Annotated in this window: 11 protein-coding genes and 1 pseudogene; 7 read left to right on the top strand and 5 right to left on the bottom strand. The window is 47.8% G+C overall.

Going from position 1 to position 14,623, the window contains the following annotated elements; all coding sequences use genetic code 11:
• Window positions 1–165: 165 nt before the first annotated feature.
• Both G7083_RS13245 and G7083_RS13240 read right to left on the bottom strand, forming a co-directional pair.
• Window positions 166–2,613 (bottom strand): ABC transporter permease, encoded by a 2,448-nt coding sequence (locus G7083_RS13245; protein WP_166015305.1) that lies wholly within the window; start codon window positions 2,611–2,613, stop codon window positions 166–168.
• A pseudogene (locus G7083_RS13240) lies at window positions 2,610–3,286 on the bottom strand (ABC transporter ATP-binding protein). Before G7083_RS13240 ends, G7083_RS13245 begins: the two are co-directional and overlap by 4 nt.
• Here G7083_RS13240 and tesA point away from each other — a divergent pair.
• The 3 genes from tesA (at window position 3,285) to G7083_RS13225 (ending at window position 6,978) form a co-directional block, all read left to right on the top strand.
• Window positions 3,285–3,884: a multifunctional acyl-CoA thioesterase I/protease I/lysophospholipase L1 gene (tesA, locus tag G7083_RS13235; RefSeq protein WP_166015304.1), complete on the top strand. Its 600-nt coding sequence runs from the start codon at window positions 3,285–3,287 to the stop codon at window positions 3,882–3,884. The pseudogene G7083_RS13240 and the gene tesA overlap by 2 nt on opposite strands.
• An 87-nt stretch (window positions 3,885–3,971) precedes the next feature.
• Window positions 3,972–5,180, top strand: coding sequence for an enoyl-ACP reductase FabV (fabV, locus tag G7083_RS13230; RefSeq protein WP_166015303.1), 1,209 nt, complete (start codon window positions 3,972–3,974; stop codon window positions 5,178–5,180).
• A 148-nt stretch (window positions 5,181–5,328) separates the two neighbouring features.
• Window positions 5,329–6,978 carry an ABC-ATPase domain-containing protein gene (locus G7083_RS13225; protein ID WP_166015302.1) on the top strand — a complete coding sequence of 550 codons (1,650 nt, stop codon included), beginning with the start codon at window positions 5,329–5,331 and terminating at the stop codon, window positions 6,976–6,978.
• A 137-nt stretch (window positions 6,979–7,115) separates the two neighbouring features.
• Here G7083_RS13225 and G7083_RS13220 read toward each other — a convergent pair whose 3' ends face one another.
• The 3 genes from G7083_RS13220 to G7083_RS13210 all read right to left on the bottom strand — a co-directional run bounded on the left by G7083_RS13220 (window position 7,116) and on the right by G7083_RS13210 (window position 9,291).
• Complete coding sequence (locus G7083_RS13220; protein WP_166015301.1) at window positions 7,116–7,742, bottom strand: DNA-J related domain-containing protein; 627 nt, start codon at window positions 7,740–7,742, stop codon at window positions 7,116–7,118.
• A 204-nt stretch (window positions 7,743–7,946) separates the two neighbouring features.
• On the bottom strand, window positions 7,947–8,648 hold the full coding sequence (locus G7083_RS13215) for an HAD family hydrolase (RefSeq protein WP_166015300.1): 702 nt from the start codon (window positions 8,646–8,648) through the stop codon (window positions 7,947–7,949).
• A gap of 133 nt (window positions 8,649–8,781) precedes the next feature.
• Window positions 8,782–9,291 carry a hypothetical protein gene (locus G7083_RS13210; protein WP_166015299.1) on the bottom strand — a complete coding sequence of 170 codons (510 nt, stop codon included), beginning with the start codon at window positions 9,289–9,291 and terminating at the stop codon, window positions 8,782–8,784.
• 328 nt (window positions 9,292–9,619) lie between these two features.
• On the opposite strand from G7083_RS13210, the gene G7083_RS13205 reads away from it, so the two are divergent.
• From G7083_RS13205 to uhpB, 4 genes are all read left to right on the top strand, one after another.
• Complete coding sequence (locus G7083_RS13205) at window positions 9,620–10,090, top strand: CreA family protein (protein ID WP_166015298.1); 471 nt, start codon at window positions 9,620–9,622, stop codon at window positions 10,088–10,090.
• 268 nt (window positions 10,091–10,358) lie between these two features.
• Window positions 10,359–11,663, top strand: a complete 1,305-nt coding sequence (locus G7083_RS13200; RefSeq protein ID WP_166015297.1) for an inosine/guanosine kinase — start codon at window positions 10,359–10,361, stop codon at window positions 11,661–11,663.
• Between the two features lie 679 nt (window positions 11,664–12,342).
• On the top strand, window positions 12,343–12,969 hold the full coding sequence (locus G7083_RS13195; protein WP_166015296.1) for a response regulator transcription factor: 627 nt from the start codon (window positions 12,343–12,345) through the stop codon (window positions 12,967–12,969).
• A 9-nt stretch (window positions 12,970–12,978) separates the two neighbouring features.
• A complete protein-coding gene (gene uhpB, locus G7083_RS13190) occupies window positions 12,979–14,538 on the top strand; it encodes a signal transduction histidine-protein kinase/phosphatase UhpB (protein WP_166015295.1) in 1,560 nt (519 codons plus the stop codon).
• Window positions 14,539–14,623 lie beyond the last annotated feature (85 nt).

The raw sequence follows: 14,623 nt of genomic DNA, 5'->3' as shown, positions 1-14,623 counted from the left end.
GACGGAGATTTGCTATTTTTCGGTTTTACCCATTTTGTGTATAACCAAAACTCGCAAACCTCGGTCACTACGGGGCTAGCACCGAGCCAGTGCTAAACCACCACTTTACTTATCCCAAAAGTTATCCACTGATTTTGTGGATAACTAAACCATTTACTCAAGCGACTAATCGTACAACGCTTGATTGACGGGGGCTAACAGCCGTTTCAGTAAGCGACTCACCACGGCAGCCAGTGTGCAAAACGTAAGTGTTGGCAACGCTAACCACAGTCCAATATGTAAGTTAGGGGCCAAGTTAAACCCCCAATGCATAACAGCAGCCACCACTACATCTGCGCTGACACTGGCAACTAAACCGGCGATCAGCGCCATCAAACCATATTCAGCCCAAATGGTTTGTAGCACTCGACGCCGACTCGCGCCTAAAGTGCGATAAAGGCGAATTTCCTGCTGGCGTTGAGTTAAACTTAAGCGCAATAAAATGAAGATCAGCAACATCCCTGCCACCACGCCAAGCGCAGCCAGCACAGTGATCGACCACACGATTTGGGTCAACAACGCTTGGATTTTAGCCCCCATAGTACGAATGTCGATCAAACTCACAGTCGGATGCTGACGAGCTAACTGACCGAGCAGCACATCATGCTCGGGAGAAAGGCGAAAGCTGATCAAATAACTGACCGGCAACTGCTGCACCACATCAGGACTCAAGATGAAATAGAAGTTGGGTTGCATGGTGCGCCATTCGACCTGACGAATAGTGTTAACCTGCGCGCTAACCCGCTGGCTATTGATCACAAAAGTCAGCGTATCACCCAATTTAAGACCAAGATCGCGCGCCACTTGTTGCTCTACCGACACACCTTGTTGGCTATGCCACTCACCTTGTAAAATCGGATTATAATCGGGCAGTTGCTGCGCCCAAGTCAGGTTTAACTCACGGCGTAGTGCATTTGAGCTCTGCTCACCCGCGGGAGTATATTGATTCGCAGGCTGACCGTTAATCTCACTCAAACGGCCACGCATAATCGGATAAGCACTTGAGCGTTCAATATTCGCCGCATCTAATGCCGCCAGATAACTGGCTTTTTCCGTTTCACTAATATTCAGTGCAAAAGCATTAGGTGCGTTTGCTGGTAACGTTCGTTGCCAATCCGCCAGCAAATCGGTGCGCACCAGCCAAATGATAGCAAGCAGCATCAAAGACAGTGCTAACGCACCAAACTGCAAGCCACTGGCTGTCGCGGATCGATTAATCCGACTCAATGCTAATACCATTGCAGGGTTGAGGGGTAATTGAGCCATTAAACGCGTGATCAGCATACTGAGTATCGCCAACAGCACAAACAGCGCTAGCATACCAAGCAGCACCACCCAAATCAGCGGATTTTGCCAATACACCAATAACATCGGCACCACAGGTACCATGATCAGCAGCAGAGGACGTTGCCAACTGACTCGAGTTGATACGGGTTGCAATACCGCGGCAGCGCTGATGCTCAACAGCCGCCCAAGGGGAATACCAAGAGCTGGCACCGCAATCAGTAAACAGCTTACCAGTGCGATCCACCATGGGCGCCAACCATAACTCGGTAGCGGGCTGGGCAATAAATCGCGCAGTGGTATGCGTAATAAGAATTCCAATCCGATTCCCATCGCACTACCCAGCACTAGCGCACACACCAGCAGCAAACCCACTTGCAGCCCTAACCAGCGGTAAAGCCAGCGCCGACTCGCACCGAGGCTTTTTAACATCGCAATAGTGTGCATACGTGTTGCGGCATAGTGCTGACAAGTCAGCACTAAAGTGGTCGCCGCCATTAAGATCACGATCGCCACTGTCATGGACAAATATTGTTGGCTGCGCTCAAACACTTGATTGGTTTGACTGCCACTCTCTTGGTCCTGCCAGCGATCGCTCGCAGTTAAACTTACCGCTTGTTTAATGCCCGCCAGAGTCTGCGGCTCACCAACCATAAACAGGCTAAATTGCACCCGACTGCCGGGCTGAATAGCACCCGTTTTAGCCACATCAGCGAGATGAATATAAACTGTGGGCATTTGCTGAAAGGGGTTAAAGCTCAGCCCTGGCTCTTCGCTAATTTCGCCACTGACCACAAAATCCGCATCGCCCAGTGCCACATGATCCCCAATCGTGACACCGAGCTGATCTTTCACCCGCGGTTCTAACCACAGTTGATTAACCTGCACATGATGCAGTTGTTTTTGACTATCGCTTAAGCGCATCTCACCACGCAGTGGATAAGCACTATCCACCGCCTTAACAGTGACCAGTTGCATACCATGATCACTAAATGCCATGGTCGCAAAACTGATCAATTGTGCGGTCTGTACCGCAGACTGTGCACTTAACGTAAGTAAGGATTGTGGCAATGGATTGGCCGAAACAAACACCGTATCCGCGGTCAACGCCTCACGCCCTTGCTTAACGATCACTTGCTCCATTCTTTGTGCCAGCGCGGTTAGTGCAAAAATAGCGGCGACAATCAGCGTCAGCGCCACAACCACTGGCCATAACTGACCATGGCGAATTTCACGTAGGCTCCAACAGAGCAACCGCCGCACATGAGCAACCGACGACAATCGCTTCATACGCGCTCCTCCAGCTCACCCGCGTGCATAAAAAAGCGCCGCTGACAACGTTGTGCCAGTTGCGGATCATGGGTGATCAAAACGAGGGTAGTCGCGTGATCACGATTGAGTTCAAACAGCAAATCAATCACTTTGGCGGCGGTGGCTTGATCAAGATTACCGGTTGGCTCATCAGCAAACAGAAGTTGTGGACGGGTCATAAACGCGCGGGCAAGTGCAACACGCTGCTGCTCGCCGCCCGATAATTGCGCAGGAACATGGTGCATACGCTCAGCTAACCCAACCGCTTGCAGCAAGCTTTGCCCCGAGCGCGATCTTCCATTTCACCACGCAATAAACACGGTAAGGTGACATTGTCCAACGCGGATAAGCTTGGGATCAGCAGAAAGCTCTGGAAAACAAAACCAATCGACTCACGACGCAGCGCTGCGCGCGCTTCATCATCCAATTGTGATAGCGGCTGACCGAGCAGATACACTTCACCATCAGTTGGCGTGTCTAAACCGGCCAGCAGCGTCATTAAGGTTGATTTACCCGCACCAGAAGCCCCCACAATCGCCACACTTTCTCCCGCCTCAATCGACAGATTCACCTGGTGAAGGATTGTTAAATGTTGCTGATTGGTAGAGACTGATTTAGATAATGATTGCGCTAATATAACGGATGTAGACATGATTCGATGGATTTCCTTATGGTTGCTAATGCTGTTTTCTGCTACTGCTAGCAGTAAAACCTTATTAATACTCGGCGACAGTTTAAGCGCTGGCTATGCCATGCCTATTGAGCAGGCGTGGCCAAGTTTACTGACCGAAGCTTTGGGCGAAAAAGGCCAAGCACTCTCGGTGGTTAATGCCAGCATCTCGGGCGATACCACGGGTAACGGTCTTGAACGCTTACCTGCGTTGCTTACTCAACATCAACCCAATCTGGTATTAATTGAACTTGGCGCCAATGATGGCTTACGTGGTTTCCCGCTACACACGATTAACCAAAATTTAAGCACCATGATTGAACAGATCCAAGCACATAATGCGACCGCCCTGTTAATGCAGATCCGCATCCCTCCCAATTATGGCAAACGTTACAGCGAGGGTTTCTCTCAGCTCTACCCAAGCTTAGCGGAACAATTTTCCATTCCACTACTGCCATTTTTTCTTGAACAAGTGATCGTAAAGCCAGAGTGGATGATGGCCGATGGCTTACATCCTAAACCAGAAGCACAACCTTGGATTGCCGATTTTGTCGCTGAGCAACTCAGTGAGCATTTATAACCATTCACTCATTTAATGGCTTAGCTCAATAAAATTTACTTAGCTTTACGCTATTTTTGAGCGATTGACCAAATCATAGGTGACATCATGCACATCAAGCCATTCATTCAGGGCGTTGTGGCGCGCAGCGCTCATCCTTATGGCTGCGAGCAAGCCATCCTTAATCAAATCCAATATGTTAAACAGGCTAAGCCTATTCGCTCTGGCCCTAAACGTGTCTTGATCCTTGGCGCATCATCAGGTTTTGGCTTAGCCGCACGAATTGCGCTCACATTTGGTGGTGCACAGGCCGATACTATTGGCGTTTCTTTAGAGCGAGCTCCAAGCGAAAATCAAACCGGCAGTGCGGGTTACTACAACAATCACTTTTTTAAACAGCACGCTGAGCAAGCGGGGCGTATCGCCATCAATCTGAGTGGTGATGTGTTTTCTACCGAAATGCGCGAACAAGTGATTGAGGCGATTGAAACCTACTTTGAAGGCGAAGTGGATTTGATCATCTACAGCATTGCCAGTGGCATGCGCCGCCAAACCAATGGTGAATATTGGCGTTCGGCAATCAAACCGATTGGTGAGCCAGTCTCTGGTGCATCAATTATGCTCGATAGCGACACTTGGACAGCAACCTGCTTAGAGCCAGCCACTGAACAGGAAATCGAGGCCACGTTGCGCGTCATGGGCGGTGATGATTGGCAAAACTGGATTGATACGTTAATTAACGCTGAGTCACTGGCTGAAGGGTGTAAAACGATTGCATTTTCTTATGTTGGCCCCCCCGCTACCCATCCGATTTACCTCGATGGTACTTTAGGTCGGGCTAAAATCGATCTTCATCAAACCAGCCATGCGCTAAACCTCAAACTGGCTAATTTTAATGGCGCAGCCTATGCCGTGGTGTGTAAAGCACTGGTCACCAAAGCCAGCGTTTTTATTCCCGGCTTAAGCCCCTATTTGATCGCGCTCTATCAAGTGATGAAAAATAAAGGTACCCATGAAGGCTGCATTGAACAGATGCAGCGCTTATTGAGCGAGAAATTGTATGGCCGCAATCCACCCCCCGTCGACAGTGAACGCTTGATCCGCATGGATGATTGGGAGATGAACCCAGATACTCAAGCACAAGTCGCCGCCTGTTTAGCGCAACTCAACGCCAGCAATTTTCAGCAGTTGGGCGATTATACCGGGTTTAAACAAGAGTTTATGCAACTCAACGGCTTTGGCTTTACTGAGATTGATTACCAGAAACCGGTTAATCTCAGTGCCTTTATTAACCAAAGCGACCCGAATTTACTTTGAATATGCGTTGAGTTGGAGCCTCGATACTCACCGTGCTGATGCGTGCCAACCGGTTAACCTACCGCTGGGCGCATCATTGCTTTACTCTTAGTTGGGCGCTACCTATAATCGCGCTCCTCTTTTTCTTTCCCTATGAGCGATAATCGAGATGGATCGACTAATTGCAACTCTGAAAAAACTTGAAAAGCAGAACTATCGTGCTTATCAGCAGATCAAAGGCCAGTATGACTTTACTGACTTTACGCTATTCATCGATCATGTTCAGTCTGATCCATACGCTTCCGCTTCTCGCCTGCGCGCCACCCGTGCTTGGTCATTGACTGGTTTAGAATGGCTTAAGGAAAAATCACCGACTTATCAAATGGCTGCGCGTGATTTTATCGCACGTGCCTTTGCGGAATTTGCCAAACAAGACAACAGTTTATCCATAGCATTCAGCGGTCAAACCGTACTTGACAGCACCGCCGTGCTGTTTAACGAACAGGGTATTGAACTGCGCTTTCGCATGAGTCTGCCTGCCGAAGGGCGTGATATTCTGGCCAAGAAGGCCCTGAATATTCTCACTTTCCATCTGCCAAAATACATCCGCCGCGCCACATTAGAACGTGAATTGGATAAAGCCGCACTGCTGCATCACTGCGCCGTGGTAGAAGATCAGCAAGCGATGCGCGCCCAACTTGATGATCTGGGCTTGGTCGCTTTTGTCGCCAATGGCAGTATTCTGCCCCGTTTAGCCGGTAACTGTGATTTGCCGATGAAAGAAGCGGTACCGTTTCAAACTCCAGCATCATTGCAAGTCACCCTTAGTACACCCAACCAAGGTGAATTGACTGGCATGGGTATCCCACAAGGCATCACTTTGATTGTTGGTGGTGGCTTCCACGGTAAATCGACCTTACTCACTGCGCTAGAACGTTCGGTGTACAACCATATTCCGGGCGATGGCCGTGAGCGGATGGTGACGGATGGCAAAGCGATGAAAATTCGCGCCGAAGAAGGGCGCTGTGTACACAATCTCAATTTGTCGAACTACATTAACCATTTACCGATGGCGAAAGATACGACCGATTTCAGCACTCAAGATGCTTCAGGCTCAACCTCACAATCCGCGTGGTTACAAGAATCGATTGAAGCGGGCGCGACCACCTTAATGATCGATGAAGATACCTCGGCGACCAACTTTATGATCCGTGATGAGCGGATGCAGGCACTGGTCAGTAAAGGTGCCGAGCCAATCACACCACTGGTGGATCGCATTGGTCAATTGCGTGACGATTTAGGTATTTCCACCTTAGTGGTGATGGGAGGATCCGGTGACTATCTGGATGTGGCAGATACCGTGATCCAGATGCACGATTATCAACCGGTTGATGTGACAGCCAAAGCGCGTGAAGTGATTGCTCAACATCCGACCCTACGTCGTAACGAATGTGAAACCCCACTTGCCACCTTTGCTCAACGCGCGTTAAATTGCGCCACATTGCAAAAACTGCTGCTAGAAGGTAAGTTCCGCGTTTCAGCCAAAGGGTTAGATGCACTACGTTTTGGTAAAGAATTCACCGATATTTCTGCACTTGAACAGTTGCAAAGCTCCAGCGAAGTGAATGCGATGGGTTGGCTATGGTTCCAACTGGCGCAGTTACCAGGCTGGACAGAAAACCCAGCTCAAGCAATGAGCAAAATGCTGGAAGGCGACTGGCACCTTGCGATGCCTAATCATGGTGATTTAGCCAAACCGCGGGTTTTAGATGCGATGGCGGCTCTCAACCGGATGCGCAAAGCGCAATTTAAAGCTTAAACAAACTAACAGGCCAAAAGGCTTGTGCTCTGCCTGTCAGCGCCCAAGCCTATCACTCACGACTCAAACATAACGCGCTCAATGGCTGGGTTATGTTTGAGTAATATTTAGCTAGTCATGGGTAGATGAATCGGTATTTATGAATATTCATTCCTAAGAATATTCCACGCTTCACACAAGATACGAAACCGTTCAGCACTGCCGTTGTCTCGATCAGGATGCCAGCGCAAAGCCAGCCGTCGCCACGTTTTACGGATCTCGATCGCACTCGCCGCTTCGCTCAGCTCAAACAGACGCAGTGCTTGGCTGCGAGTCAATGTTTTACCATTATCACTGCCTACAGAGTGGCGATAACGCGTCCAGAATTCATTCAGCAAGCGTTTCACTTCCCCTTCATCCGCTTCATAGTTGACCCATTGGGTGTAGTAATCACGCAGCGGATCATGCATATCAATCGACTGAAATTGACGGCCCATCATCGGTGCTAACACAATATCCATCGCTTCCACTTGCAGCCATTTTTGCGGATGCAGCGTTTCTTGTAGCTGAAACAGCGCGTTCATGATCAAAAAATTGCGTTTAAACAGATCTTTTTCTGGTTGGGGATCAAGCACTGGCATCATACCTAACCCACTTAAATGCGCCGCTAAAGTGTGAACTTTCCAGCCTGAGGATTGCTGTTTCAACACATCAAAAATCGGCCATACCAGTGGGTTTTCCATATACGTTTGAAATGTTGTAGCCAGTTGATGACACTCTGCCATGAGGCTCCTATTGCAACCGAATATCATAATTGGCCAACAATCTAACCGATTTATGAGATTGGTGAAAATACAAATAGTGGATCTGTGAAGCCCACTCCGCGGTGGAGGATTGGTCTTGCATGCAAGTACCAAGGGCGCTTTGGCGGCGAGATGATCCGTGTATTTGACAGAAACACTCAGTGATAGGAGAACTCGCTTGAGGGGCTAGCGAGAAGATGGCATCGCGACTTTGAATGGCGGAGATTGTCTATCACTTAACCATTGCACTAACTGCTGTAAATGCGCTAACACGATGACTTGCTGGCAACGACTACGATTTTGAGGATTTAACGGGCTAAGCTGAAAAGTGATCACCCCAGCATTAATCCCCGCCGCTACCCCTTTGGCGGTATCGTCAATATAGATGCACTCTTCAAGCGTAAACCCCATATTCATCGCACAATAGCGGATCAAATCTGGCTCTGGTTTCCAGCTATTGGCATCAAAAGCAGAGAAAATTCGCCCCTTAAAATAGCGCTCTAAACCAGCTAAGTTCAAGGTTAGGGCAATTTTTTCTCGCGGCGCATTGGATACCGCACAAAATTCAATCTGATGATGCTGTAGATAATCAAGCAATTCTTGAGCACCGGACATTGGTACTAATTGGCGTTGAAACATCGCCGCCACTACTGCTCGGTAACGCTGCTCAAGCAGGTCAATATCGGCCGAGATGTGGGCAAATTGGCAAGTGCTATGCAGAACATCAGCAATTTTACCCCCAGCGAAGTGTTCAACCACTTGTGAATAACTTAAGGCAACACCCAGCTCACCAAACACCTGCACTAGCGCCTCACAGCACAAACGTTCGCTATCAACTAAGGTACCTTCGCAGTCAAAAATTACGCATTTCACTCTGGATGCTGTCATCACGTCTCCTTTATTCTCTTGGCAGTGTATCTCTCACTGCCACGCGAAAAAGGTGCGAGTTAACAGAATCACAGAAATCGGAGCATTGGCTTACGTAACTTCAACCAACATCACTTTTTTCGGGTGAAAACCGTCAATCCAACTCAAGAAAGGGCACCGCGCTGCTAGCGGTCAGCGTTTTCCACTTAGCGTACAATGCCTGAGCAAACACTTCAGGATCAACAAAAGGCGTATTATCTTTCACTACCAGATCCGACAGCAACACCGTACCTTGGTACTCGGTAACCATGCCTGCCGCGACAGGCTCACCCAGATGAAATCCAACAAACAGCTGACAAGGTGGGGCATAGATGATTTGCGTGAAAAATTCTACTAACAGCGACTGTTGCTGTGGTTCGGCACAGCGCGTCGCTTGTAACAAGGCAAACCAGACCGTTAAGCGATGGAAATCAACCAGATAAATTTCTTGTTGTAACGACTCATCACTGGCTTGTACTGGCAACGGTATCACGTGCGTGTTTTGGCTTAAAGCCTGGTAAATATCGCGCCCTTGTAAACTTTCGGTGGTTGGAAATTCAACATCGACTTGACTGAGTAACCACTGATTTTTGATCGCAACCACAGGTGAGGAGGAATGATTCATAGCGGGCTTCTTCTTGGTTGGTGACGCAACATGCTTAATGACGGTTGCATTAGGGGCAGCATACTCATCCCACCCCGCTGCGACAAGCTTTAATCCCTTGTAAGCTGGCATTGAGAAGTGAATTATCTCACCCAATGCTTGCTTTGGCTGCATTGCGAGCAGAAAATCCGTATGATGTTGCCACGAAAACGGTACGCTGCAGCAGCATATGATGCTTAGCGCAATCGGGGCGCTCTTGCCAATTTGTTGCGCTGACCTTGTGAGTATGGTGAGCGAACACTCGCCAGTGCCATTTTGCGAGCCATGTTTAGCCTAATCAGGAGTTAAAATGAAAAAATGCCTAGCTACGATGTTTATCGTCGCCCTACTCACCGGCTGTTCTGACAATGAAGTGGGTGATGTATCGCTTGGAATTTTCACGCTCAAAGATGTGAAAATTGAAAATTTAAGCGATGATATTGTCACGGGTGTGACATGTCATATTGCGTCTATTGAAGCCAATTTGAGCCTATCGGATCCCAGTGACAGTTCGATCTCGTGCCGTCAAACCGGTGAAATCACCCCAACCATGATTGCGCAAATTAATAAGAGCAAATCCGGCGAAATCGTATTTAAAAAATCCAAAAGCATTTTTTTCAAATCGATGAAAGTAAGACGGATCTATGATGCGGATAATCAAACCCTGCTCTATTTGTCTTATACCACCAAAGAAACCGATGGCAGTTTCAAGCACAGTCTATCTACCGTGCCACTTTGGGGAACCGCCGCATATGTTCAACCGAGCCCACCAGCAAATTAAGTAAATCCACTCTCCAGGTTACACTCTGTATCGATATGGCCAGTGCCTCTGCACTGGCTTATTGCTCGATGATGCTCTCGCTCAAACATCCCTTGCCATGGCCTTTTTCTCCCAATTTTGGCCAGATTTGTTCGACAGGGATGATAACGATCGTCCCATCAACCAAACCCTCGGAGCTGATCAAGCTCACTTCTCGCGGTAATAAAATGAAAGTAATCGATCGAATTTGTGATATGATCCGCGAAAATTTTCAATCCGCACTTTCAAAATGAAGTTTCCTGGCCAGCGCAAATCTAAGCACTACTTTCCAACTCACGCCCGAGATCCACTTATCAACCAACTCCAGCCCGCTCCTAAACTGCATCGACCCACCATAGTCGGCGTAGGACAAACGATTGTCGATATCGAAGCGCGCGTCGATGACGAGTTCTTAGCTCGCTACGATCTCAGTAAAGGCCACTCACTGGTGCTTGAAGAGAGCAAAGCCGATGCGTTGTATAAGGAATTGGTTGAGCGCGGATTAATCACTCATCAGTATCCGGGTGACACCATAGGTAACACGCTGCACAATTACTCAGTACTGGCCGATAGCAAATCGGTGTTGCTTGGCGTGATGTCAAAAAATATTGAAGTCGGCTCTTATGCTTATCGCTATCTATGCCGCACATCATCACGAATGAATCTCAACCACTTACAAACGGTCGATGGTCCGATTGGACGCTGCTATACGCTGATTTCGCGTGATGGAGAACGCACCTTTGCGATTAATGAAGGGCATATGAATCAACTACGCCCGGAAAATATTCCAGCAGACGTGTTTGAGAAAGCCTCCGCGTTGGTGGTGTCATCTTATTTAATGCGCGGTAAACCAGAAGACCCAATGCCACAAGCGGTGCAACGCGCGATTGAGATTGCCAAAGCGCGCTCAATTCCGGTGGTTCTCACCCTTGGCACCAAATATGTGATTGAAGGCAAAGCCGAGTGGTGGCAAAACTATTTAAAAGAGCACATCACTGTGGTCGCCATGAATGAAGAAGAGGGTGCGGCACTCACGGGTGAAAGCGATCCACTACTGGCCGCAGACCAAGCGCTGCAATGGGTTGACTTGGTGTTGTGTACCGCAGGTCCTGATGGCTTATATATGGCTGGCTATATTGAAGAGTCGGCCAAACGTGAAACGGAACTGCCACTGCTCGCTGGCCATATTGCGCAATTTAATCAATATGAATTCAGCCGTGCGATGCGTAAACAAGATTGCCAACAACCACTCAAAATATACTCTTTCATTGGTCCCTACTTAGGCGGCCCGCTGGAGATCAAAAACACCAATGGCGCTGGCGATGGCGCACTTTCAGCACTGCTGCATGATATGGCCGCCAATACCTATCACCAACGTAACGTGCCAAATTCAGCCAAGCATGAACTGCCCTATTTAACCTACTCATCACTTTCACAAGTGTGTAAATACGCCAACCGAGTCAGTTACGAAGTATTAACCCAGCACTCACCTCGCTTATCACGTGCCCTGCCTGAGCGTGAAGATAGTTTAGAAGAAGCGTATTGGGACCGTTAATCGTTTAAGTAGATTGTCGTTAAAATGCCATAAGGCGACCTATTTGTGGTCGCCTTATTTTTTAGCTTCGGATTAAAACTGTGCGCTGATCAAGTTATCAATAACCACAATCACCACCGCTAAAAGGCCGCCAGCCTATAAGCAGGCAGTGCATGTTGTATAACCATCGCCAGACCCGACGCAGCCTCACCTCGTGCCCCACTTAAACCAATAAGCTAGCCAATTTTGCCGCGCTTCGGGGGAGGCCAAATCTTTAGAGACTTTTTTTACTAACATCGTATCGTATCGTATCACCACTGTGGCTATTGAGTCGCTCTATTAAAATGGATTTAAGCTCTCCTAAGTATGAGGCGATTCAAACTTTGCCGTAGAGATAAAAACCTTATTGGTTTTTATCTGGTTATCTTTTTTCATTCACAGCTATATCAACGTTGGCAATTTATACCAACAGTGCGTCGGTTTATTTCATGTCAAAAATTGGCCTACTGTTTACAGCTCCCCACGTCCAGAATTAACCATAATGTTAACATATTGAAAACCAGCATTTTAAAGTTGAACGGACAACAACAATTCTATTTTTATTATCGCGAAGTAACTCTTCGTGCAGTATGTCTCAGCTGTCACAACACAAAAACATTACACTTTTGTAAATATTAATTGATTCAACGAATACCACCATATGATTACAATTGCACTCATTGATGACCATACGATTGTTCGTTCAGGCTTCGCTCAGTTACTCAATCTTGAGCAAGATATAATGGTACAAGGTGAATATGAGAGTGCAAAAGAAGCATTTCATGCCTTGATAGGTTCTCCTGTCGATGTGGCCATCATTGATATTTCAATGCCGGATGAAAATGGTCTGAATCTGCTAGAACGTTTGCATCAACATAACCCCAATTTTAAAGCTATCATTCTTAGTATTTATGATTCCGCTTCGTTTGTGAAAAAAGCTCTGGATGCAGGTGCACAAGGTTATCTTTCAAAACGTTGTGGCCCGAGTGAGCTGGTGAGTGCCATTCGTACCGTTGCCTCTGGCAGACGATATTTGTGCGCCGATGCTTTGGTCAATTTGAGTAATCCCGATATCAATAATGTGCTTGCCGACCTCACCAAGCGCGAAGTAGAAGTGTTTGATTTATTGGTACAAGGCAAAGAGGTGAAAGAGATCGCGCAAACGCTGTTTCTTAGCCACAAAACCGTTCACGTTCATCGAGCCAACATTTTGAGCAAATTAAATCTAACCAATAACGTGGATGTGATCCGCTTTGCTTTGCAGCACCACCTGCTCGTGGAAGGTTAAAGGTTAACTATGGCGAAGCTGTTTCCACTAATTTTTGCTTTTGTTCTCTACAGTATTAGTCAATTTAGCCTATGGAACATCAGCCAATATTTGAGCCACAATCCACTACAAGCCTATCTGCTTTTTCCCACCGGCTTACGCTTGGCGGTCTATTTATTAGCACGCCCAACCCATACTTGGGTTTGGTTACTGAGTGATATACTCTTGGCTGGCGCGATCTTGGTGTTGCTCCCAGAACAGTCCAGCCTTTTGATGCTGCTAATTCCTTGGTTGGTTTGGCTGGCCGCGACCATTGCCCGCCAGCATTGGCAGAAATTAAACCTGTACTGGCAAAAGTTGCTGCTGATCGTTGCACTGGTGCTGCTGCACACCATTTTGGTTGGCCTGACTTTTACCTTGTTGGCGAAACCGCTACACATGGGGGCGGATACGTTAATTGCTGTGAGCATCGCTTCGCTCACGGGAGGCATCGTGCTAACACCATTTTTGTATCTGGTGGCCGACTATCTCCGTCACCAAACGTGGAATCCCCTCTCTCCACAACTGATTCACCACGATGTGAAACTTAAGCCGAAAATGCTGGTATGGAGCTTAGTGTTTTTCAGCTTAGGGCTGCTGGCTGAGCTGACGTTGCTTGAACAGATGAAACCCTTTGCCCTATTGATCATCTTGCTACCGACGATTTTTCTTGCCTATCGCTATGGTTGGCAAGGTGGTGTGTTGGCGAGCAGCTTAAACTGCATTCTGCTTGCAACTGCACGCCAGTTCAGTGGTTCATTCTCTTCGGATCAAGAGCTGCTGATTTTTATGTCGAGCCAAGCATTCGTGGGACTTGGGCTGGGTATCGCCATTAGCCGCCAGCACCAGCTTTCTTTATTACTGCACAAAATGAACACCCGTTTAGCCAAAGAGCTGCATGAGAAGCAAGATCTCGCGCGCCAGCTCGTCTCAGTGGAAGAACAAATCCGTAAATCGGTTGCCCGTGAACTGCATGATGAGATCGGCCAAAACATTACCGCGATTCAAATTCAATCCATGCTCGCTGAACGTTTAGCCAGTAACGATCAAGCCAAGCAAGCAGCGTCCAGCGTGCAGTCGCTCGCCATGCGTATTCATCAATCCACTCGACAACTTTTAAAGCAGTTGCGACCGCACATTTTGGATGAACTCGGGTTAGAACATGCGATTCGTCAGCTGGTGCAAGAAATGCGTTTTGCCGAACAAAGTATTACGGTTCGTCTCAATATGGGGGTGAATCCACAAAAGCTGGACGATACCACGCGGGTGACTTTGTATCGAGTTGTGCAGGAATTACTGAACAATATTTCCAAGCATGCCAAAGCGAACCACGTACACATTAGCCTGTTTCCGGGTAGTGAAATGGTGCTGGAAGTCAAAGACGATGGCATTGGTTTACCCCCCGACTGGCGTGTGCGCGGACAAGGCTTAAAAGGATTGAGCGAGCGCGTATCCGCACTCGGCGGCCAATTAATGATGACGTCGCCCAGTTTCCAAACTGGCACGCGAATAATTGTTAACTTACCCACAAAACCGTTAACAAATGCCTAAAAACTAGGAGAATTTCCTAGATGAATACAACTCCTTCCCATGTTTTTCCGACCTTACTTGATTAGGATAAAACTCAATAAGGACA

This window comes from Vibrio sp. HDW18 (assembly GCF_011306175.1).
Taxonomy (GTDB): domain Bacteria; phylum Pseudomonadota; class Gammaproteobacteria; order Enterobacterales; family Vibrionaceae; genus Vibrio; species Vibrio chanodichtyis.
The sequence above is the reverse complement of the archived record's forward strand: the minus strand, read 5'-3'. Positions and strand labels throughout refer to the sequence as shown.